The 21996-nt window shown below is 67.2% G+C and carries 14 protein-coding genes and 1 pseudogene; 4 read left to right on the plus strand and 11 right to left on the minus strand.

Annotation, left to right across the window (positions count from 1 at the left end; translation table 11 throughout):
* Positions 1-167: 167 nt before the first annotated feature.
* A complete protein-coding gene (locus ACCQ05_RS21825; protein WP_372394231.1) occupies positions 168-1979 on the minus strand; it encodes a sensor domain-containing diguanylate cyclase in 1812 nt (603 codons plus the stop codon).
* Between the two features lie 153 nt (positions 1980-2132).
* Complete coding sequence (locus ACCQ05_RS21830) at positions 2133-3299, minus strand: glycerate kinase (protein ID WP_372392500.1); 1167 nt, start codon at positions 3297-3299, stop codon at positions 2133-2135.
* Between the two features lie 398 nt (positions 3300-3697).
* On the opposite strand from ACCQ05_RS21830, the gene ACCQ05_RS21835 reads away from it, so the two are divergent.
* Positions 3698-5551, plus strand: coding sequence for an Svx/AvrXca family virulence/avirulence protein (locus tag ACCQ05_RS21835; RefSeq protein ID WP_372392501.1), 1854 nt, complete (start codon positions 3698-3700; stop codon positions 5549-5551).
* A gap of 120 nt (positions 5552-5671) precedes the next feature.
* Here the strand turns inward: ACCQ05_RS21835 and ACCQ05_RS21840 are convergent, their stop codons facing one another.
* Both ACCQ05_RS21840 and ACCQ05_RS21845 read right to left on the minus strand, forming a co-directional pair.
* Positions 5672-5992 carry a hypothetical protein gene (locus ACCQ05_RS21840; protein ID WP_104543651.1) on the minus strand — a complete coding sequence of 107 codons (321 nt, stop codon included), beginning with the start codon at positions 5990-5992 and terminating at the stop codon, positions 5672-5674.
* Between the two features lie 304 nt (positions 5993-6296).
* Complete coding sequence (locus tag ACCQ05_RS21845; RefSeq protein ID WP_372392502.1) at positions 6297-7463, minus strand: class I SAM-dependent rRNA methyltransferase; 1167 nt, start codon at positions 7461-7463, stop codon at positions 6297-6299.
* Positions 7464-7725: 262 nt separating this feature from the next.
* Between ACCQ05_RS21845 and ACCQ05_RS21850 the strand changes: the two genes are divergently transcribed.
* Both ACCQ05_RS21850 and ACCQ05_RS21855 read left to right on the plus strand, forming a co-directional pair.
* Positions 7726-8682, plus strand: coding sequence for a TerC family protein (locus tag ACCQ05_RS21850; RefSeq protein WP_104543647.1), 957 nt, complete (start codon positions 7726-7728; stop codon positions 8680-8682).
* 436 nt (positions 8683-9118) lie between these two features.
* A complete protein-coding gene (locus ACCQ05_RS21855; protein WP_372392504.1) occupies positions 9119-9904 on the plus strand; it encodes a rhomboid family intramembrane serine protease in 786 nt (261 codons plus the stop codon).
* A 363-nt stretch (positions 9905-10267) separates the two neighbouring features.
* On the opposite strand, the gene ACCQ05_RS21860 is transcribed toward ACCQ05_RS21855, so the two are convergent.
* The gene (locus ACCQ05_RS21860) at positions 10268-11368 is read right to left on the minus strand and encodes a glycerophosphodiester phosphodiesterase (RefSeq protein WP_372392505.1); all 1101 of its coding nucleotides are present in this window, start codon (positions 11366-11368) and stop codon (positions 10268-10270) included.
* A 239-nt stretch (positions 11369-11607) separates the two neighbouring features.
* Complete coding sequence (locus ACCQ05_RS21865) at positions 11608-13923, minus strand: TonB-dependent receptor (protein WP_372392506.1); 2316 nt, start codon at positions 13921-13923, stop codon at positions 11608-11610.
* 197 nt (positions 13924-14120) lie between these two features.
* Between ACCQ05_RS21865 and ACCQ05_RS21870 the strand changes: the two genes are divergently transcribed.
* A complete protein-coding gene (locus ACCQ05_RS21870) occupies positions 14121-14978 on the plus strand; it encodes an acid phosphatase (protein ID WP_372392507.1) in 858 nt (285 codons plus the stop codon).
* A 135-nt stretch (positions 14979-15113) separates the two neighbouring features.
* Here the strand turns inward: ACCQ05_RS21870 and mnmE are convergent, their stop codons facing one another.
* The 5 genes and pseudogenes from mnmE to rpmH form a co-directional block, all read right to left on the minus strand.
* Positions 15114-16454, minus strand: coding sequence for a tRNA uridine-5-carboxymethylaminomethyl(34) synthesis GTPase MnmE (mnmE, locus tag ACCQ05_RS21875; protein ID WP_372392508.1), 1341 nt, complete (start codon positions 16452-16454; stop codon positions 15114-15116).
* Positions 16455-16617: 163 nt separating this feature from the next.
* The gene (locus ACCQ05_RS21880) at positions 16618-19311 is read right to left on the minus strand and encodes a polysaccharide deacetylase family protein (protein WP_372394236.1); all 2694 of its coding nucleotides are present in this window, start codon (positions 19309-19311) and stop codon (positions 16618-16620) included.
* 79 nt (positions 19312-19390) lie between these two features.
* Complete coding sequence (gene yidC, locus ACCQ05_RS21885) at positions 19391-21118, minus strand: membrane protein insertase YidC (RefSeq protein WP_372392509.1); 1728 nt, start codon at positions 21116-21118, stop codon at positions 19391-19393.
* Positions 21119-21143: 25 nt separating this feature from the next.
* Positions 21144-21577 (minus strand): annotated as a pseudogene (rnpA, locus tag ACCQ05_RS21890) (ribonuclease P protein component).
* A gap of 38 nt (positions 21578-21615) precedes the next feature.
* Positions 21616-21756 (minus strand): 50S ribosomal protein L34, encoded by a 141-nt coding sequence (rpmH, locus tag ACCQ05_RS21895; protein WP_002805908.1) that lies wholly within the window; start codon positions 21754-21756, stop codon positions 21616-21618.
* Between the last annotated feature and the right edge of the window lie 240 nt (positions 21757-21996).

Here is a 21996-nt window from a genome sequence, read left to right on the forward strand (position 1 = left end):
CGGTTTCAGGCGCCGTCGGTACCGGCCCGAGCATCGCGCGCGACGCCCGCTTGGCCGCACTCAAACACTCGAACACGTATTCCGCCGCGATCTCGCGCCCGATCGGGCTGAACAGGCGGCTGTTGTAGAACTCGTCATCGAGCGTGTGGAGATCGGATCGGCCGAGGCTAGCGCTGGTCGTTGACGCCCGTGCCACGCCGTGCGCGCCGGGTCGCGTACAGCGAATGGTCGGCGCGGTCGACCACGGCAGTCAGTGCCTCGCCCGGCCGGCGCAAGGCGGTGCCCAGCGTGAACAGGATCGGCGCCTCGTCGCTGGCCGCGCTGTAGGTGCGCACCAGCTCTTCCAGCTGCGGCTCGCTGGCCTCGTGCAGCAGCACCAGAAATTCATCGCCGCCCAGCCGCACCAGGTGGTCCTGGCGACGCAGCGGGTGATTGAGGAACCAGGCCATCTGCACCAGCACTTCATCGCCGCGCTGGTGACCGTAGGTGTCGTTGACCAGTTTGAACTTGTCCAGATCCACCACCACGCAGCCCCAGCGCACGCTGGCGTCGCGCTTGTCCAGGTCGTCCAGGAAGCGGCGGTTGAAGCAATTGGTCAGCGGATCGGTGAACGACCACTCCATCAGCTGCCTTTCCTGCTGGCGCTGGCTGGTGATGTCCTGGGCATGGGCCAGCACCAGGGTGGCATCGGCCTCCACGTCGAGCACGTTGTGGTACTGCCAGTGGCGCAGGCTGCCATCGCCGGCGACCAGCTCGATCACCCCCGAGTCCTGGCCGTCGAGCACCATGCGCGAGAGATAACCGCGCAGGCCGCCGTGCCGCTCCGGGCGGATCAGCTCGAACAGCGAGCAGCCCTCCATCTCCTCCACGCGGCGGTCCAGCGAGCGTGCCGCCGCCGGGTTCACGCTGATCAGCCGGCCCTCCATGTCGTGGGTGCAGATCAGGCCCAGGCTGTACTGGAACATCTTGCGGAACTTGCGCTCGCTGGCGGCCAGCGCATCCACCGCACGGTGGCGGTCGGTGACGTCCTGGATCGCGCCGATCAGGCGCATGCGGCCATCCACGTGTTCCACCGCACCGGTGCTGTGCACCCACAGGTGGCGACCGGTGCTGCTGATCAACGGCAGTTCCAGGTCCCAGGGAATGCCCTCGTTGACGCAGGTGTCCACCGCCTCGGTGATCACCGCGCGCGCTTCCAGCGGGTAGAAGGCGATGGCTTCGCCGAGGGTGGGCTGGTAGCCCGGCGGCAGGTCGTGCATCCGGCAGGTCTCGTCCGACCAGGTCAGCGTGCCGGTGCCGACATCCACTTCCCAGCCGCCCACGCCGGCTACCCGCCCGGTGCGCTCCAGGAATGCCTCGCTCTCGCGCAGCCGCTGCTGAAGGCGGGCGTTGGTGTCGGCGCGCTCGAGCATCAAGCGGCGCTGCTCCAGCCCTTCGGCGGCCACCCGGGCCAGTTGCTGCAGGGCCTCCAGCTGGGCCGGCTGCAGCTGACGCGGGCACTGGTCGATCACGCACACGGTGCCCATGCGCAGGCCATCGGACAACACGATCGGGGCGCCGGCGTAATAGCGGATGCCGGGCGCGTCGGTGACCAGGGCGTTATGGCTGAAGCGCGGGTCGGCCGGTGCATCGGGCACCTCCATCACCGCATCACCCTGGATGGCGTGGGCGCAGAAGGCCAGCTCGCGTGGGGTTTCGGACGCGCCCGGCAAGCCGATATTGGCCTTCCACCATTGCCGGTGTTCGTCCACCAGCGACACCAGCGCGATCGGCGTGCCGGCGATGGCCTGCGCGGCGGCGGCCAGGGCATCGAAGAACGGTTCGGACCCGGTATCGAGCACCTGCAACAACGCCAGGCGGGCCAGGCGCTCGGCTTCGCCGGGGGAAACAGACGATGCGGCATCGCGCGGGTTCAAGGGAAAGCTGGCTCGGCGAAAGTCATCGGCGCAGTCTAGCCGAGCCGGCCAGGGACTCCGCAGGCGCATTGCGTGCACCAGCGCGCAGCTTGCCTGGTGCGGTGGTGGCCTCGCGCGCCGGTGCCCCAGGTGTGCGCACTTACCGCGCAGCTGCAGCGCCAGGTGCAGCCGTCTTCAGGGCAACGCCGGCAGGCGCAGCGCTGGCGTGTGGCTCGGCTAACGCGCCGCAGCAGGGGCCGGCACCGCCAGCGCCCTGCCCACCTGCAGCGCGGCCGCCACGTTGCGCGCGGCACTACGCACATTGTCGGCCGCCTCGGCCAGCGCCTGCTCCTGGGTGCAGGCGCGGTGCACCGCCGCGAACATCGCATCGATGCCATGGCCATGCAGCAGCCCGGCGCCAGTGCCCAGGCAGCCGGCGATGGCGATCACCGGCGTGGCATGCCGCTGCGCCAGCTGCGCCACGCCCAGCGGGGTCTTGCCGTGCAGGCTCTGGCTGTCCAGCCGGCCTTCGCCGGTGATCACCAGATCGGCCTGGGCGATGAGTGTCTCCAGGCCCAGCGCCTGCGCCACGATCTCCACCCCGGGCCGCAGCTGGGCGCCCAGGAACGCCACCAGCCCGGCGCCCAGCCCGCCGGCCGCGCCGCCGCCGGGCAGGCCATGCAGGCGCAGGCCGAGGTCGCGCTCCAGCAGGTCGGCGTAGTGCTGCAGGTTGGCATCGAGCTGGCGCACCATGCCCGGGGTGGCGCCCTTCTGCGGCCCGAACACCGCCGAGGCGCCGGTCGGGCCGATCAGCGGGTTGTCCACATCGCAAGCCACTTCGATATGGCAGCCCTGCAGCCGCGGGTCCAGGCCGTCGGTGTCGATCCGCGCCAGCGCGGCCAGCGCCGCGCCGCCGGCGTCGATCGGCCCGCCGTGCGCATCCAGCAAGCGCACGCCCAGTGCCTGCGCCATGCCGGCGCCGCCGTCGTTGGTGGCGCTACCGCCAATGCCGATGATGAAGCGCCGCGCACCGGCATCCAGCGCGGCCAGGATCAGCTCGCCCACGCCGGCGGTGCTGGTGCGCAGCGGGTCGCGCGCGGCCGCCGGCACCAGCGCCAGGCCGCTGGCGGCGGCCATTTCGATCACCGCGGTACGGCCATCGCCGGTCAGCCCGAAGAACGCCGGCACCGGCGTGCCCAGCGGGCCGCTGACGGTGCACTCCACCACCCGGCCGCCGGTGGCCGCCACCAGGGCGTCCACCGTGCCTTCGCCGCCATCGGCCATCGGCACCTTGGTGTAGCGCCAATCGGGAAACACCTCGCGGAAGCCGGCTTCGATCTGGGTGGCCACCTCCAGCGCGGACAGGCTTTCCTTGTAGGAATCGGGTGCGATCACGATCTTCATGTGGTCACTCGTTTCAGGACGGGGCCGCTGGCGCAGCACGGGGTCGGCACCGTGGCGGGGAGGCTGCGGCGCCCTTCAGTGTGAGGTTGACCCGGGGATGCTGGTCAACGCGCTGCCGCGCTGGGTCGGTGCCCACCCACGCAGCGCAAGCCGCATGGACTGCCGGCCACAACGCAGGTCGGCAGCGCGCGCAAGTCCAACCCGCACCACATCGCGAGCGCTTAGTTCGTTGCAGTTATGAAAAATACACCTATGGATCAATTGCGCCGCGTTCGCCGCTGCGCACACTTGCGCGGCCGGCGCATCCAGCGGCCGGCATTCCCCCTCCCGAGCTCAACAGCGCCGCACGTTTTGCAGGCGTTGCGGGCGTGTGCACCCCACCTTTCCACGAGAACCCCATGTCCATCGCATCGCGCGCGCTGCCCCGGCGCCTGTTGAGTCTTGCCCTGATCGCCGCCGGCCTGGGCGCGGCGTCCACCGCCAGCGCAGCCTGCACCGCGGGCAGCTGGGTCGCCCGCAGCAACGAAGCCGGCATGCCGCCGGTGCGCTACGAAACCACGCATTTTGCCTTCCGCTGGAACGGTAATGGCGTGTCCGATGCGGATGTGCGCGCCGCCGGCGAGCATCTGGAAATGGTCTGGGACACCTTCATCAACCGCCTGCAATTCCCCGAACCGTCGTGCAACAGCACGACCAAGTACAAGGCCAGCCTGCATCTGGATCCCAGCTTCGGCCTGAGCGGCGGCGTGACCGGAAGTGGCGGCATGGGCATGTGGATGGCACCGGGCGGCCTGCGCGACCACTGGGGCCTGGCGCACGAACTCACCCATGCCCTGCAAGGCCAGACCCTGGGCATGCGCGACTCCGACTACAGCGGCTGGATCTGGGAATCGCACGCCAACTGGATGACCCACCAGCTGCCGGAATTCCATTCCAGCGACGTGCATTGCTCGAGCATGCTGGTGAACTACCCGCACGTGTATCTGGGCTCCACCCGCGATCGCTACTGCAACTGGCAGTTCATGGAGTACCTGAAGAACCGGTTCGGCTACGCCATCATCAACGACCTGTGGGCCAAGGCGCCCAAGCCGGGCGAGGCCGGGCAGCGCACCGCCGACCCGTTCTCGGTGATCAAGGCCAACATGGGCTGGAGCCAGTCGCAGATGAACGATGTGTTCGGCGACTGGGCCATGCGCAACGTCAACTGGGACTACACCAACCCCGATGGCAGCGACCAGGGTGCGTTGTACCGCGCCCGCTACGGCAGCAACCTGTCCTTCGACCCGCAACGCACGCAGGACTGGGACAACCGCGACCGCGCGCTGCGCATGACCGTGCTCGATCCGGTGGCAGGCCAGGCCAATCGCTACCGGGTGCCGTTCGAGTGGGCACCGCAGCGCTGGGGTTACAACCTGGTGCAGCTGATTCCCGCCAGCGGCGCCAGCAGCATCCAGGTCGCGTTCGAAGGCCAGGTACAGAGCGCGCCGGCCGTCACCGCCCTGCCCGGCCTGGCCACCGACCCGCCCAGCATTCCGCTGCCCGATTCGGACTGGCGCTGGGGCGTGGTGACCATCGACAGCGCCGGCAAGGCGCGCTACAGCGCGCTGCAGCGTGGCGCCAAGGCCAGCCTCGGCGTTGCCCTGCGCAGTGGCGACCGCGCGGTGTACCTGATGGTGATGGGCGCGCCCAGCACCATGCAGAAGATCAAGTGGGACCAGTCGTACTACGCGATCTACCGCTATCCATGGAGCGTGACGCTGACCAACGCGGCCCCGGCCGGCAGCCAGCCCAATGCGCCCACGCCCACCCCGGTGGGCCGTCGCCACGCCAATGGCGGCGGCTGGGTCGCCAATACCGCCAATGTCGCCTCCACCGCCTATGTGGGCCCGTTCGCACGCGTGCTGGCCGGCAACGTGCTGGGCAATGCGCGCATCGAGGGCCATGCCACCGTGATGGGCGGCACCGTGCAGGGCAATGCCGTGCTCGGCGGGCTGACCGTGTGGCACCCCGGCGCCAGCATCGGTGCCAATGCGCAGGCCAATACCGTGTTCATGGGCCCGGGCGCCTTCGGCACGGTCAGCATCGCCGGCACCACCCAGGTGCGCGGCGACCTGGAATTGCGCCAAGGCACCACGCCCGGCCAGGGCGTGTTCTACGGCTATGCCGACGAAGCGACCATGCGCAATCCCGAGTTTGGCGCCGACCTGCGCCAGGCGGTGCCGGAAATCACCGCGCGGCCGGCCGGCTGGTGATACCCCGCGCGGCCGCTCAGCCGTCGCTCGCCCCGGCGCGGGCGAAACCCGCAGCGGGTGCGCCAGGACATGGCGCCCCGCAGCGCATCCGCGCAGCGGTGAGCGGGGATCCGGGCGCTGTCAGTCGTCCAGTTCGGCCAGGCGTGCGCGCACGCTGGCCACATCGATATGCTCGCGCACATGCGGCCACTGCCGTGCCCACACCGCGCGGAACACGACCCACGCACCGAACACGCCCAGGCAGGTCGAGCCCAGTGCCAGCAGCAGCGGATGCAGCGGCGAGCTGGTGCCGGTCTGGAACAGATACATGAAGGCTCCGGAGAACAGCAACCACACGCCGAACACCGGCCAGTTGCTGGCCAGCAGGCTGGCACCGGGCCGCTCGATCTCGCGCAGCAGCCGGCGCAGGGCCTTGCGTTCGTCTTTGTCGCTGGACCTCATCGGCTGCCGCTCCCTAGTGACTGTCTGCGTTGAACTCCCGGCTGCCGCGCGCTGCGATCGACCAGTGCCAGCGGGCGCACAGGCGTTGCCTGGTTGCGGCATTCCCGATAACAGAAACGCCTGCGCTGCCTGCAACATCGCACCTCACGCGATGCGGCTCGCTCGTACGAGACCGCCCCGCACTACCGCCTGAGCGCCGCCACGGCGTGGTGGCGTCCTTTGGCACTCACTCCTGCACTGCCACCGACCTGCACAAGCAGGCAGCGGGCCTTGCGCATTGCCCGCTGCCTCGCAGCTGCCGCCATCACACTACCCGGCAGAACACGGCCTTGAGATACCGCGACTCCTGCACGTGCGCCATGAATGGATGATCGGGGCCGGCGCCGGCCACCTTGAGGATCTGGATGGTGCGCCCGGAGAAGTAGGAAGCACGCCGCAGCATGTCCAGGAACTCCTGCTCGGCCACCAGCCCGGTGCACGAGAAGGTGGCGAACAGGCCGCCTGGCTTGACCACGCCCAGCGCCAGCTTGTTCATGTCAAGGTACTTCTTCAGCGCCGGAATCACCTGATCGCGGTCGCGGGTCATCTTGGCCGGGTCCAGGATCACCACGTCGAACTGTTCGCCGCGGTTGGCCGCATCGCGCAGCCACGGGAAGATGTCGGCCTGCACGAACTTGGGCCGCACGTTGTTGAGCTTGGCGTTGCCCTTGGCGATGGCGATGACGTCTTCGTCGATATCCACGCCCAGCACCTCGGCCGCACCACGGGCAGCGGCATACACCGCAAACCCGCCGGTGTTGCAGCACAGGTCCAGCACGCTCTTGCCTTCGACCTGCTCGCTCAGCCACTGGCGGTTGTCGCGCTGGTCGGCGAAGAAGCCGGTCTTGTGCGCGCCGGCCGGGTCGGCGCGGAACCTGATGCCATGCTCGGTGATCACCGCCGCTTCGGTGGTGGTATTGCCGTGGAAATCGAAGCTCTCCTGCTTCTGCACGTGTTCGTCGGCGAAGCTGTGGAAGCGGCAGCCCGGGAACTGTTCGCGCAGCGCCTCGTAGATCCATTCGCGGTGGCGGAACATGCCGGCGGCGAAGAACTCCACCACCACCAGGTCGCCGTAGCGGTCCACCACCAGGCCGGACAGCCCATCGCCTTCGCTGTGCACCACGCGCCAGGCGTCGGAGACGCCGTCGAGCTTGAGCCAGTCGCGGCGCAGGCTCACCGCCGCGGCGATCTTGCGCGCGAACCAGCCCGCATCCACCGGCACTGCCTGGTCGGTTTCCAGGATGCGCACGGCAATGCGCGAATGGCCGTTGTAGAAGCCGCGGCCGACCCACTCGCCGTCCACGCCGACCACATCGACGATGGTGCCGGGCTTGGGCTTGGCGGCGGGCTTTTCCACCAGCTTCTGGAAGATCCACGGGTGGCTGGAGCGCCACGCATTCTTGAGTCGGACGACGGGGACAGGAGTATTCATCGGCCCATTGTATCCGGCTGGATTGACGTGCCTGCCCCGGGCACGCAGAATCGGGCGCAGAAGGGGAGTAGCTCCCAGCGTTGTCGCCGTCATTACGAGCCCTGTCGTCAGGCGCTCCGGTGCAACGGCAACCGGCCAGGCCGGTTGTGAGCGAGACCTTCGCCGCGCAGGCGAAGGTCCGTCACCCGGAATCCACGATTTCCGTGTCACAAGGCCTCAGCCCCAGCGGCTGTCCAGGTCGTTTCACTTTTCGGGATGTCTTATGCAAACCATTGGCAATGTGTGGTTATGGGGTGGCTTCGCGGTCGTGGTGATCGTGGCGCTGATGGTCGATCTGGTGCTGATGCGGCACGGCGGCGCGCACAAGGTGACCTTCAAGGAAGCCACCTGGTGGAGTATCGGCTGGGTGCTGCTGGCGCTGGCCTTCAACGCCGGGCTGTGGTGGTACCTGCAGGGCAGCCTGGGCGATGCGGCTGCCGACCGGATCGGGCTGGAATTCCTCACCGGCTACCTGGTGGAGAAATCGCTGGCGGTCGACAACATCTTCGTGTTCCTGATGGTGATGACCTACTTCGGCGTCCCCGAGGAGCAGCGCCAGCGCGTGCTGATCATCGGCGTGCTGGGCGCGATTGTCCTGCGCGCGATCATGATCTTCGCCGGCTCGCTATTGCTGGCCAAGTTCCACTGGCTGCTCTACGTGTTCGGCGCGTTTCTGCTGCTGACCGGCATCAAGATGTGGTTTTCCGCTGGCAAGGAGCCGGATCTGGAAAGCAACCCGGTGCTGCGCTGGATGCGCGGACACCTGCGCCTGAGCCCGCAATACCACGGCAATCTGCTCAGCGTGATCAAGGACGGCAAGCGCTGGTTCACGCCGCTGTTCGTGGTGCTGATCCTGATCGCGGTGATCGATGTGATCTTTGCGGTGGACAGCATCCCGGCGATCTTCGCCATCACCACCGACCCGTTCATCGTGCTCACCTCCAACGTGTTCGCGGTGCTGGGTCTGCGCGCGATGTTCTTCCTGCTGGCCGGCATGGCCGACCGCTTCCACCTGCTGCCGTACGGGCTGGCGGTGATCCTGGTGTTCATCGGCACCAAGATGATGATCATCGACCTGTACAAGATCCCGGTGCTGGTGTCGCTGGGCGTGGTGGTGGCGATCCTGATCGCGACCATCGTGCTGAGCGTGCTGCGCCCGCCCAAGCCGGCCGGGCACTGACGGGCTGGGATTCGGGATTCGGGATTCGGGATTGGGGATTGGGGATTGGGGATTGGGGATTGGGGATTGGGGAATCGGGAATCGGGAATCGGGAATCGGGAATCGGGAATCGGGAATCGGGAATCGGGAATCGTGGCGCAGCCTGCGCTGCTGGCAACCATGCACACCGACCATCTCGACTGGTCCTTGCCCGCCCACCGTCGCGGGACCTTACGCGGCATGGATGCCGCGTAAGAGCTTACAAGGACGTACTTGCAGCGTGTCCCGCGATGGTGGGCGGGCAAGGGCCCTGCAGCCAAACCGCAGATCGTCCGTGATAACGCGCAGGCCGAGCCGCCACAGATCCGCGCCGGGGCTGGATTATTCCGTCGCCGGGTCTGCTTATCCCACGTTCGTTGGGCTTGTAAAAAACCTGCGCGCCGCCATCCGTGAATGCATGACAACGCCCTCTCTCGCCCCCGACCTCGCCACCCAGAGCCGCCTGGACCGCTCGCGGGTGCTGCGCGCCTTCAACCTCAGCCTTGCGGCGGTGGTGGTTCTGGTGGCGGTGTTCACCGCGCAGGATGCCTTCGACTGGCGCGCCTGGGCGGTGGCGCCGCTGCAGGCCGACGGCCTGATCGGCATCCTCACCGCCCCGCTGCTGCACGGCTCGCTCGCGCATCTGGGCGCCAACGCCGCTGCGCTGTTGATCCTGGGTACCCTGGCCGGCAGCGTGTACCCGCGCGCCACCGCCCTGTCGCTGCCGTTGCTGTGGCTGGGCTCGGGGCTGGGCGCGTGGCTGCTGGGCGAGCCCGGCAGCCGCCATCTCGGCGCAAGCGGCATCACCCACGGCCTGATGTTCCTGGTGTTCGTGCTGGGCTTGCTGCGGCGCGACCGCCCGGCGATCGCCACCAGCCTGATCGCCTTCCTGTTCTACGGCGGCATGCTGATGACCATCCTGCCGCACGAAGCTGGGGTGTCCTGGCAATCGCATCTGGGCGGCGCGGTGGCCGGCCTGGTCGCCGCGCTGCTGCTGCGCCTGCGCGACCCGCAGCAGGCCAGGCCGCGCTATAGCTGGGACGACGAGGACGAAGACGCTGCCTGGGAGGTGAGCAACCCCGAGCACGCCATGCTGGAACCGCCGCCACCGCGTCAGGTACCGGTGCTGTGGCAACGCCAGGACGACGGTTCGGAAAACGTGGTGCTGCACTTCCCACCGCGCGAGCGGCCGCCGGGGAGTTAGTGCCCGCGTGGAACGCTGACCGAGACGACCCTGGGTTCCCCGTAGGAGCGTGCCTGCGCGCGACAGCGCATGACCAGGATGCCCAGCCGCGCCCATGCCCGCGCTTGTTGACGGGTGCCACACGTGCGCGCGAGCGATCGCCGGGTACAGCTGCTCTCTTCAGACGAACATCAACCCCGTCGATGCTGTCTGCCGCCTCGCATGGCGGCGTGCCCAAGCGCTGGCGGGAGCGCCGAGGCGCCGCAACGAATGTGTGGTGGTGCATCGCCATCGGACCCGTGCCGTTGTACCGCGCGCGGCTGCGCGATGAAGCTCACTGGCAACGCCCCGTCGCGCTCAGGCGCGCTCCTACCAAAGCAATGCTTAGCGCGACGCTGTCCCGTTCAACGCACGCCGCGCCAGGCCCGGGTCGTCGGCGAAGAAGGCATCGATGCCGGTGTCCAGATACCGTTGCAGTTCCGCCAGCGCACCGGCCTCGTTGCGTGCGGTCGGCGCGTCGCCGCTGCGGTTGTCAGCGGCCAGGAAATAGTTCTCCGGCCGAAAGGTGTACGGCTGCACCTGCAATCCAGCTGCGTGCGCATCGCGCACCAGGCTGGTCGGTCGACCCAGGCGCTGCTGCGCGTCCAACGGAATGATGCTGCGCGTGTCCGGGCCGATCGCATCGGCATAGCCGGCAATCTGCTTCAGCCCGTCGGGCGTGATCATCTGACCATAGGTCCTAGGTGCTGCCCCGATGCCGGCATCGGGGAGTGGCATCTGCGGCCCGCCCAGCAGTTGCAGCAGACGGATATTGCCGGCGCGCCCGATCTTGCCGCGCAGATAGCGCAGATTGCCGGTCTCGAACGACTGGATCACCACCGGTGCGGTCTGGGTATAGGTGTGCGCGTGCAGCGCGGCCAGCACCTTGTCTTCCATCGGCAGACCGAGCGCGACGAAATAGCTCGGATGCTTGATCTCCGGGATCAGCCCGACCGTGCGACCGGTCGCCGCCGATTCGGCCGCGACGAAATCGATGATCTCCTCGAAGGTCACGATCTGGAACTGGCCGTCCCAGCGCGTGCCACGCAATTGCGGCAAGCGCTCGCGTGCACGCAAGGTCTTCAATTCGGCCAACGTGAAGTCTTCGGTGAACCAGCCGTCCATCACCTGGCCATCGATGGTCTTGCGGGTCTTGCGTGCGGCGAACTCCGGGTGGCTGGCCACATCGGTGGTGCCGCCGATCTCGTTCTCGTGACGCGCCACCAGCACCCCATCCTTGGTGGACACCAGATCCGGCTCGACGAAATCCGCGCCATCGACAATGGCTTTGGCATAGGACGCCAGGGTGTGTTCCGGGCGCAACGCGCTGGCACCACGGTGCGCAAGGATCTGCACCGTCTTGGCCAACGGTGCTTCGGCAAGCGCTGGGCCGCTCATGCCAACCATCATCGCCCCCACCAGCCAGATACGACCGAACTGCATCATGCCTATCTCCAACGAAAAACAGCGATCGAATCGACGCAGGCCGCCGGGCGGGACTGGCCAATGCGCGACGCAGGAAATACGACTGTACATCCCACGTCCACACCCGCCCGACAACCGCGCAAGACGTCTTGTTGACCACTCTAGCCGGTCCGCATCGACGGACCTCGGAAATCAGAAGTCAGTGAGCAACCGCGAACGCGCTCTTGCGATTCCCGGCTCCCGAATCCCGAATCCCATCCTCAGAACTTCGCATCCAGGGTCAGAAACACCTGCCGCGGCGCACTGGCGTGGAAGGCCAGCTGACGGCCATTGGGATCGCTGTTGGCGAACGCGGTGAGGTTGGAGGCGTAGCGCTTGTCGGTGAGGTTGGTGACATTGAGCGAGAGCTTGAGCCCCTGCAGCACACCGACCTGGCCGAATGCGTAGCCGGCACCGGCATCGAAGGAGGTGTAGCCGCCAAAGCCCTGGTCGTTGGTGTAGGTGTAGAAGCGCTCGCCGGTGTACTTGCCGCGCAGGTTGAGATTCCACGGCCCGTGATTGAAGGCCAGCTCGCTGGCGAACATGCGCTTGGGAATATCCACCGTGTACTTGCCTGCAGTGGGAATCACCACGCCGTTCTGCACGTAGTTGTCGTCGTAGGTGGAGCGGTTGATCGAGGCCGAGTTGTACCACTGCAGGGAGCTGGTGGGCTTCCAGATCACCGTCAGCTCGCCACCGCGGCTGCTCACCGAGCCCACGTTGAAGAAGCGCGTGGTGCATGCCGGCGAGGTGCCCTGCTGGATGCTGGCGCAGGGGTTGAGCGAGAGCAGGCGATTGTCGAATGTGACGTCGTAGCCCACCAGCGAGGCCTCGAAGCGGTCACGCACGAAGCGGTAGCCGGCCTCCAGCGTGCGCGACTTTTCCGGTTCCAGCGCGCCCACGCTGGCATCGAACGATGCCTGCGTCACCAGCAACGGGCCGCCGGCACCGCCGCCCTGGAACGCGGCGATGTTCTCCGCGTACGAGGCGAACAGTTCCTGGCCCTCGGCAAGCCGATAGCCCAGCCCGACCTGCGGCAACACCGATTCGCTGGCCTTGAGGGTGCCGGTCGCCACCGGCGCTTCCACCGCCAGGCCCGGCGTCGCGCGCGCTGTCATTTCGGTACTCGGGCTTTTGATGCCCAGGTCCAGGCTCAGGCGCTCATCGAGGAACTTGAAGTTGCCCTGCACGTAGAACTGCCGCGTAGTGATCACGTAGTTCTGCGAGAACAGGCGGCGGTTGGGGTTCTGCAGGAACTTGTCGTCGTCCACCGGCCCGGTGATCCAGTAGAAATTGCGCTCCACATCGTGGTGGTTGCGCTCGTACCACAGCCCGGCTTCCAGATGGTGCGGACCCAGGTTCCAGCCCAGCGAGGCGATGCCGCCGGTGCGGTTGATCCAGTAGTTGGTGCTGCGGATGGAGATCGGCAGTGCCTGCGGCGTGCCAGGATTGGAGGCCTGGCCCGGCGACCACCAATGTCCCTGGCCCTTGTTTTCGTGGTGATAGACCTGGGTGTGCAGGCTGATCGCCTCGTTGGGCTGGAAGTCGCCGGCCACGTAGAACAGGTCGTCGTCGCGCAGCGCGCGGCTCTGGTAGTACGCATCGTCGATGTTGTCCACGCCGCCGCTGAAGCCGCAGCGCGCCGGGTTGCGCGTGGCCGGCGCGCAGTACGCCGCCGCCAGGGCGCGGTTCCAGTCTGGCGCGTACAGGTTCCAGTCCCACCCCAGTCCGCGCGCCATGCCGCTCTTGGACAGATAGGAGTAATCGGCCTGCGAGGTGCGCGAGGTATCGGCGAAGGCGGTCAGCTTGCCGCCGTCGAACTGATACACACCCTTGGCGTTGAACTGGCGCGTGGTGGTGGGCGATTCCGGACGCGCCCACATGTCCGCTTCTGCGTTGATGCCGGACAGGTACGCCGAAAAGCCGTTGTAGTCGCCGGTATCCACGCGCAGGAAGGTGCGCCGGTTGGCGTCCGAACCCACCGTCTGCGCCACCTGCCCACCGAACACGCTGGACGGATCGGCCGAGTAGTACTGGATGGTGCCGCCCAGGTTGCTGGTGGACGCGGTGCCAAGCGCACCGATGCCAGAGGCCAGCTCCACGCCACCGAAGTTTTCCGCGATCAACGCGCGGCTGATGTTGAGGCCGTTGTAGTTGCCATAGGCGTTGTCGCCCAGCGGCAGCCCGTCCAGCGTGTAACCCAGACGCGTGCCGTTGAACCCGCGCAGGCTGATCGTCTGCGACTCCTCGTTGGCGCCGAAGGCATCGTTGGCCTGCACGTTCACGCCCGGCATGCGGTTGAGCAGCTTCTGGATGCTGGTGCCCGGCGGCAGCACCGGAACGTCCTGGACAGTGATGCGCTGCACCTGGCGGGTTTCGCCCTGGCCGATCACCGACACCGCATCGAGCTGCTGCACGGTGTCCGCGGCGGCGGTGGCATCGGCCGACACGTCGGCCGGTGTGTCGGCCGCCTGCACCGCCGGCGACAACACGAGCGCGGTGAACACGGCAGCACTGAGGAGATGGGTCTTGGGCATGGGAGGCGTGGGGGGACGAGTCAAAAGATGGCGGCAAGCGTGCGACAGCTGTCTTGCGTCGATACGACGATCAGATGACAGTGCCGCGACAGTCGGTGCGCATGCCGCGCCGCAGCTGCGTCGTGCCGGCATGCAGCTGTCATCTGCGCGTCGTAATCTGCGTGCTCTTGCAGCCGTGCCGTTCCGAGGAATTGCCCATGTCCCACCGCATCGCCCGCCGCTGGCCGCCGACGCTGGCAGGCATCGCCATCGCCGCGCTACTGTTCGGCAGCGACATGGCAGGTGCGCGGCAACCTGCCGCCCCGGCAGGCTCGGTGATCGCCACCGACGCCCGCGGTTACCTGGACACCTCACAGCTGCCCGACAGCCTGCGCCTGGTGCCAGCGCCACCGGCGGACGGCAGCGCTGCGCTCGCCAACGACGAGGCCGTCGCCAAGGCCATGCTCGCCCTGCGCGGCACACCGCGTTGGGATCTGGCCGCACGGGATGCCGTGCTGAGCTTTCCTGCCGCCGCAAACTCCTTCGGTTGCGCGCTCGGCGTGCAGGTCGACCAGGCCGCCACCCCACACCTGCTGCGTCTGCTCGAGCGCAGCATGCGCGACGCCAGTACCAGCACCAGCGCTGCCAAGGCGCACTACCAGCGCCCGCGTCCGTTCATGCGCAACGCACAGCCGATATGCACGCCCGACGACGATGCCGGCCTGCGCAAGAACGGCTCCTATCCGTCCGGCCACACCGCCATCGGCTGGGCCTGGGGCCTGATCCTGTCGGAGATCGCCACGGCCCAGCGCGATGCACTCCTGGCACGCGGCCGCGCCTTCGGCGATAGCCGCCTGGTCTGCAACGTGCATTGGCAAAGCGATGTCATCCAGGGTCGCATCATGGGCGCGGCCACCGTCGCCGCCTTGCATGGCAACCCAGCGTTCGAGAAAGACCTGGCGGCGGCACGTAAGGAGATCGACAAGGCGCGCGCAACACCGTTGCCTTCCGCTGCCGCAACAGCCTGTGCCGCAGAGAGTGCCGCGTCGCAGACCGTGTTACCCGGCGTGATGTAACGCACCCGGAGTGGAGCGTCCAGGCATTGGGGCTCGCCTGTCGATGGATGCATGACGCCGATGCGCTCAACACTGGCAGGCCACGTCCCATGGGCAAGGTGGTCAGGATGGCGACATAGGCATCGCCATGCCGCGTCACTTGCCGATGCAGAAGCTCGAAAAGATCTGGCCCAGCAACTCGTCGGCGCTCATCTTGCCGGTGATCTCGCCCAGTGCTGCATGTGCCAAGCGCAGTTCTTCGGCGGCCAGTTCGAGTTGTTCGAAACCCAGCTCCAGGTCGGCGGCATCGGCGTGTTGTTCGGCGCGGCGCAGCGCTTCCACATGGCGGGTGCGCGCGGAGAATTCGCCTTCGGCGCTGTCGCTTACATCGCCAAGTGCCAGGTCGCGCAGCCGGGTGTGCAATTGCTCCAGGCCCTGCCCGGTGATGGCCGAAACCGCAATCGCATCGCTGCCCAACGGCGTGCTGTCGGCCAGCAGGTCGCATTTGTTGTGGATCCATAGCTGGCGTGGCACCGCGTCGATGGCATCGCCGATGGCATCGCGCGCAGCCTGCGGGTCGCGCGCATCCAGCACCACCAGCGCCAGGTCGGCACGTTCGAGCTCGGCGCGCGCGCGGCGCATGCCTTCGCGCTCGATCGCATCTCCGCCGTCGCGCAGGCCGGCGGTATCGACCAGGGTCAGTTCGAAACCATCGAGCTGGATGGCTTCATGCAAGGTATCGCGGGTGGTGCCGGCGACATCGGTGACGATCGCACGGTCGCTGCCGGCCAATGCATTGAGCAGCGAACTCTTGCCGGCATTGGGTGGGCCGATCAACACCGCATGCAGGCCATCGCGCAGCTTGCGTCCGCGTTCTGCGTCGCGCAGCAGCTGTGCCAGCACTGTCCGCGCCTGCTGAAGCCCGTCGCGCACCTGCGAACCACCCAGGGTGTCGAGCGGCTCGTCGGCGAAATCGATCGCCGCCTCCACATGCACGCGCAGTCGCGTCAGCTGCTCGCTCACCGCCCCGATGCGGCGCGAGAACACGCCATCCAGCGAACGCCGCGCGGCACGTGCCGCGCGCACATCGCCGGCGGCGATCAGGTCGGCGATGGCTTCTGCCTGGGCCAGGTCGAGCTTGCCGTTGAGGAAGGCGCGCTCGCTGAACTCACCCGCACGCGCCTGGCGTGCGCCCAGCGCAACGCAGCGCGCCACCAACTGGCGCAACAACACGGGGCTGCCGTGGCCCTGCAGCTCCACCACGTCGTCACCGGTAAAGCTGCGTGGCGCCTTGAACCACAGCGCGATGCCATCGTCGATGACCTCGCCCTGCGCATCGCGGAAGCGCGCGTACTGCGCCTGCCGTGGCTGCATCGGCGCAATGCTCAGTCCCGCCGCGATCTGCAGCGCCTGCGGCCCGGACAGGCGCACGATTCCCACGCCACCGGCTCCGGCGGCACTGGCGATGGCAACGATGGTGGACGTGGAAGACGACATGGACACTGCTCTGGAATGGATTGAAGAAGACCGGCGCGGCGATGCAGCGGCCGCGCGGCAGGTGGTGGCATCCAGCCGATGCGCGTCCTTTGCGTATCACGCGCCTCCATCCCGGGGCGCGTTCTGCTGACAAGCTTCGCTGCAACGCGTCAGCCGTATGGAATCACAGCGACTGCAGCTGGGTACGCGCCTGTTCCGCACCGCTGCCTTGCGGCTGCAGTTCCAGATAGGTGGAGTACGCCTTGCGCGCCTTCTCGCGATCGCCGGCCTTGGCATAGGCATCGCCAAGATTGAGATAGGCCACTGCGCGCGAGGGGTCGATCTTCAAGGTGTTTTCCAGCCACCGCGCGGCTTCGGCATAGCGCTGCTGACGGTAATACACAAAGCCCAGGTTGTTGGCGGCCAGCGCGAAGTCCGGACGCAGCTTCAATGCTTCGGCAAATTGTTCGGCGGCATCGGCATAACGCTTTTCCTTGTACAGCTGCAGGCCGCGCTCGTTGGCCAGCTGCGCGCGTTGGCGGTCGCTGCTCTTGACCGCCGTCGGCAGTACCAGCCTGGCTTCGCCGCCCTGCAGCGTCTTCACCGTGACCGGCGCCGCGGTGGCGGCGGTACCGGCCGGGGCCGGCGCGGGACGTGCAGCCTCCACGCGCCCGTTGAGCGCGATCGCATCGGCCGACAGCTGCGCGGTGTCGGCAGTGAGGAATTCTTCGCCGCTCGGCACCTGGAACACGAACTCACCGCCCTGCGATCCGGGCAGGCTGCCGAACGCCGGCGTCTGCGCCGAGACCGCCGACACTGCCGGTGCCACATACGCGGCCAGCTCGGTGCCGGTGATCAGGCCATCGCCATTGAGATCGCCCTTGCCGGCAAGCGCCTGCAGCAGCACCCAGGTAAAGACCGAATGCCCGTTCGGCCCGCTGTCGGCCACCTGTTGATCGGCGCCACCGGCGGTGAGCATCTGGCGCGCGATGCGGCGTGCGTTTTCGCGCAGATAGGCGCTTGACGTCGGCCCGCCGCGCGTCAGCCCCAGTCCGCTGTAGCAGGCATCCATCACGAACAGCACATGCTTGGCCTGCAGGCTTTCGGCGATGTTCTGCAGATCGCTCATCGCGATGGCGTCGCTGGCCAGGTGCTGCGGATCCGAATCGACCGGAATGATGTAGCCCAGGTCGCGCCCCGATGCGAGCCGACGCGTGGCGCCATGCCCGGCGAAGAACACGAACACGCGGTCGTTGGTCTGCGCACGGCCTTCGCCGAGGCGGTCGTGGAAGGCGGCAAGGATGTTGTTGCGCGTGGCCTGCGCATTCTTGAGCACGATCACCTGCGAGGACGGAAACCCCAGTGGCCCGGTCAGGGTACTGGCAATCGCTTGCGCATCGTTGGCCGCATATTCCAGCTTGGGCCAGTGCGCGTAATCGTCGATGCCGATCACGATCGCCCAGGAGTTCGCGTACCCGGTGGTCACCGTGGCATCGGCCAGCGCGCTGGGCGCACGCGCTACCGAAAACTCGCGGCCGTTCCAGCCGGCGAATTGGTAGCCATCGGCAATCAATCGGTCCAGGATTTGCGGCAGAGCCTTCACCGCGCGGTCGTGGATGTCATGGAACAACACGATGCCGCGCTGTTCCTTGTTTACCTGGTCCAGTACACGCTGCACGATCGATTCTGGCACCGGGTCGGCCCAGTCCAGCGAATCGATGTTCCACATGATCGATTTCAGGCCCGCTTCGCCCAGTAGCTGCAGGCCTTCGGCATTGCGCGCGCCATACGGAAACCGGAACAGCGGCGCGCGCTTGTCGTCCACCGCACGCAGCAAGGTGTCGGTATCCAGCACCTGGCTGCGCAGCGCATCGCCGGTGGTCTTGGACAGCTGCGCGTGGGTAAGGCTGTGGTTGCCCACCGCATAGCCTTCTTCCATCAGCGAATGACTGATCTTCGACAGCGGCGCGAGTTGCGGCTTGCCGCTGGCATCCAGGCTACCGAGGTTGCGCCCCACTTCGAAGAACACCCCGGGCACGTCGTAGCGCTTGAGGATCGCCACGATTTCTTCGGTGTAGGCCTTGTGCGGGCCATCGTCGAAGGTCAGCACCACCGTTTTGGGCGGCAGGTCGCGGCCGAACACTTCGCTGTCGCTGTCGCGCGCGGAGAACGGATATGGCTCCACCACGCCATGGTCGCGCAGGATGGTCTCGCGCGTGTACAGCGTGCGCAGATGCGCCACGTAGTCGTCCCACTTCTCGCGCTTGGGCACGATCGCGCGGCTGCGGTCGAAGCGGCTGAAGATCTGGGTCAGCTCGGTGTTGTAGCTGCGCTCGATCTCATCCAGCGCCTCCAGATCCTCGCCGATGCGCTGGTGCAGCTTGACGGCCGGCAATGCCGAATCCTTGCCGATGCGCGCATGCAGATCGCGCAACACCTCGCCGAACGCCAGGCGGTCGGCATCGTACAGATCCGGCGCCGATTCCACCTCATCCAGCACCGTGGCAATGGTGGTCAGGCGGGCTGGATCCCTGGATGCCAGCACCGTGTCGAAGCGTGCGGCGATGCGCTCGCGCTGCTGCAGATTTTCATGGAACAACTGCTGCCCCACGCTGCTGGAGGTGGCGCGATCGCGCGGGCTTTGCCTGGCCTCATCGGCCAGCAGCACGATGATGCGGCGATGCCGGTCCAGTTGTTCGCGCAGTTGCGCAATCAGCGGCCGCGCATCGGCGCCATCGGCGTGCGACGGTGCGGCACCGGCGGCCGCTGCCGGTGCGCCGGCCTGGCTGCCGGCATCCTGCCTGCCACAGCCGGCCAACGCCAGCAGTCCCGCGCAACTTGCGCACAGCAACAGGCGATGCAACGGCGATGAGGTCACGACGGCGTCCTTGGCGATGGAGACGACATACTGCGCGGTGGCATGCACAAAGCCCGCCTTGCGGCGGGCCTTGGTGAACTTACTTGGCGTTGGCCTGGATGATCTTGCTCGGCTTCTCGCCGTGCTGGCGGATCATCCACCACTGGATCAACAGGCCCAGGCCGCCGTTGACCACCCAGTACAGCACCAGACCGGCCGGCATGAAGGCCATCATGACGCCGAACACCAGCGGCATGAACTGCATCATCTTGGCCTGCATCGGATCCATGCCCGGCGTCGGGGTCAGCTTCTGCGTGGCCCACATGATGGCGATGTTGAGCACCGGCAGGATGAAGTACGGATCGCGCGCGGTCAGGTCCTGGATCCAGCCCAACCACGGCGCCTGGCGCAATTCCACCGACTCCACCAGCACCCAGTACAGCGCGAAGAAGATCGGCATCTGGATCAGCAGCGGCAGGCAACCGCCCATCGGGTTGATCTTTTCCTTCTTGAACAGCTCCATCGTCGCCTGCTGGTACTTGACGCGATCGTCGCCGTAGCGCTCCTTGAGCTGCGCCAGGCGCGGCTGGAAGCGGCGCATCTTGGCACCGGACTTGTACTGCGCGGCCGACAGCGGATACAGCGCCAGACGCAACAACACCACCAGGCCGATGATGGCCCAGCCCCAGTTGTGCAGGAAGCTGTGCAGGTGGCTCAGCACCCAGAACAGGCCCTGGCCGATGATGGCCATGATCGAGAAGCGGCTGTAGTCGACCACGCGGTCCAGCCCCTTCACGTCTTCCTTGGCGATCAGGCTGACCAGCTTCGGGCCCACCCACAGGCGTGCCTCGGTGCTGGCGGTCTGGCCCGGCGCCACGGTGAATGCCGGTCCACGCAGCTCGGCCACGTCACGCGGGCCGTCCTGGGCCAGCACGTACAGCGACGCCTGGTCCTTCTGCGGAATCCATGCGGTAAAGAAATGGTGCTGCAGCAGCGCCACCCAGCCGCCGGTGATCTGGCGGTTCAGGCCGCCGTCGTCCATGTAGTCCTTGAACGCGCGGCGCTCATACCCTTCCTGCGGGCTGTACCAGGTCGCTCCGTTGAAGCTGAAGGAGTCCGGGTTGGTCATGCCGCGGCTGAGGATGGTCGGCACCCGGCTCAGCTTGCGGAACACATAGCCGTTCCACGGCGCACCGCTCTTGTTGATCACCTCGTCCTTGATCGAGATCGCATAGCGGCCGCGCTCCAGGGTGAAGGTGCGACGGATCGACACGCCGTTGGGGCCATTCCAGATAAACGGCACCACCAGGGTGTTCTGGCCCTTGGCCAGTTCGAACGTGGTGCCCGGCTGCTCGGCACGGAAGCCGCCCACGCCCGGTACTGGCGAATGATTGTCGCTGGCCCAGCCGCTGGTGGCGTTGTACGGGTGTGCCGGGTCTTCGGTCAGCAGGCTGACCGGCTCGGTGCCGTCCTTGGTCTGGGGAAACTGCAGCAATTCGGCGTCGAGGACGCTGCGGCCATCCAGCTTCAGGCGCAGCACGTCCGAGGTCAGCGTGATGACCGGCGCAGCGCCAGCCGCTGCCGGCGTCGCTGTCGTGGTGCTGGTGGCCGTCGGCGCTGCACCCGGCACGCCCGCCTGCGGGATCGCCTGGGCGGCAGGCACATTGGTCGCTGGCGCTGAGGCATCCGGATCGCGCGCCGCCGGCACCGCCTGGGTGGCCACCGCGGCCGGTGCATTAGCCGCCGCCTTGTCCTTGCCCCACTCCATCCACAGCAGCGCCGCGACCATCAGCCAGGCAAAAATCAGGAAAACACGGGTCTGGTTCATCGGGCAGCAACTCGCTCAGTCGGAACTACTGTTCCGGCTCTGTCGGGGAAGGGAGGATGGGTGCATCCTGGCGGGCGGCATTGTGCCGGGCGCGGCAGGCAGGGGCAATGCGCCGGCACGGCGCAGCAGGCGCACGAAGGCGTCGCGAATCTGTGGATTGGTCGCCTTGGCGGCTGCCGAACGCGCCACAATCACGTAGTCGCCACCGGCCAGTTCGGGCAGCAGGTGGCGCATGGCATCGCGCAGGACGCGCTTGATGCGGTTACGACCGACCGCGCGGGTATCGACCTTGCGCGACACCGCCATGCCCAGGCGCGGCGGTGTGTCGCCGGTACGCCAATGCAGGCTGAGCAGCGGATCGGAGATCCGACGCGCGGTGTCGAAGACAATCGTATATTGCGCACGCGTACGAACCCGCGCAGAGCGAGGAAATCGCCTGCACGGGTTCGATACGTTCACGGTAGGAACTGCCTCGGCCGCAGGGAGCGGCGCGGCAATCAAGCGCTCAGGCGCTTGCGGCCCTTGGCGCGGCGGCGAGCCAGGATCTTGCGGCCGTCGGCGGTTGCCATACGTGCGCGGAAGCCATGGTCGCGTGCTCGCTTCAGGTTGCTGGGTTGGAAAGTACGCTTGGTGGCCATGGGGCCCTCTGCATGAATGGAAACGGTGAACCGGCAATCTTATAGGACCGCATGAGCGCGGGTCAACTCCCCTGCCGCCTGCACCGTGACCGACAGCGCTGCATCCTGTGGATGGACCTGTGAATAAGTCTGGGAAAAGCCGGCCTGCGGTGCTAGGCTGGTCCATCCTCTTTTCACTTCCGGGCTGCGTGCACGGCGCCTTGCTGCGCGCCGCAGCCAGCAACAGATGATCACACTTTG

The organism is Xanthomonas sp. NCPPB 3582, from assembly GCF_041475735.2.
Classification (GTDB): Bacteria; Pseudomonadota; Gammaproteobacteria; order Xanthomonadales; family Xanthomonadaceae; genus Xanthomonas; species Xanthomonas codiaei.

Bases quoted from the DNA above. Each gene is read 5' to 3' on its own strand.
- ACCQ05_RS21830 (WP_372392500.1), bottom strand. From the start codon at position 3,299: ATGAAGATCGTGATCGCACCCGATTCCTACAAGGAAAGCCTGTCCGCG.
- ACCQ05_RS21835 (WP_372392501.1), top strand. From the start codon at position 3,698: ATGTCCATCGCATCGCGCGCGCTGCCCCGGCGCCTGTTGAGTCTTGCC.
- ACCQ05_RS21840 (WP_104543651.1), bottom strand. From the start codon at position 5,992: ATGAGGTCCAGCGACAAAGACGAACGCAAGGCCCTGCGCCGGCTGCTG.
- ACCQ05_RS21845 (WP_372392502.1), bottom strand. From the start codon at position 7,463: ATGAATACTCCTGTCCCCGTCGTCCGACTCAAGAATGCGTGGCGCTCC.
- ACCQ05_RS21850 (WP_104543647.1), top strand. From the start codon at position 7,726: ATGCAAACCATTGGCAATGTGTGGTTATGGGGTGGCTTCGCGGTCGTG.
- ACCQ05_RS21855 (WP_372392504.1), top strand. From the start codon at position 9,119: ATGACAACGCCCTCTCTCGCCCCCGACCTCGCCACCCAGAGCCGCCTG.
- ACCQ05_RS21860 (WP_372392505.1), bottom strand. From the start codon at position 11,368: ATGATGCAGTTCGGTCGTATCTGGCTGGTGGGGGCGATGATGGTTGGC.
- ACCQ05_RS21865 (WP_372392506.1), bottom strand. From the start codon at position 13,923: ATGCCCAAGACCCATCTCCTCAGTGCTGCCGTGTTCACCGCGCTCGTG.
- ACCQ05_RS21870 (WP_372392507.1), top strand. From the start codon at position 14,121: ATGTCCCACCGCATCGCCCGCCGCTGGCCGCCGACGCTGGCAGGCATC.
- mnmE (WP_372392508.1), bottom strand. From the start codon at position 16,454: ATGTCGTCTTCCACGTCCACCATCGTTGCCATCGCCAGTGCCGCCGGA.
- yidC (WP_372392509.1), bottom strand. From the start codon at position 21,118: ATGAACCAGACCCGTGTTTTCCTGATTTTTGCCTGGCTGATGGTCGCG.
- rpmH (WP_002805908.1), bottom strand. From the start codon at position 21,756: ATGGCCACCAAGCGTACTTTCCAACCCAGCAACCTGAAGCGAGCACGC.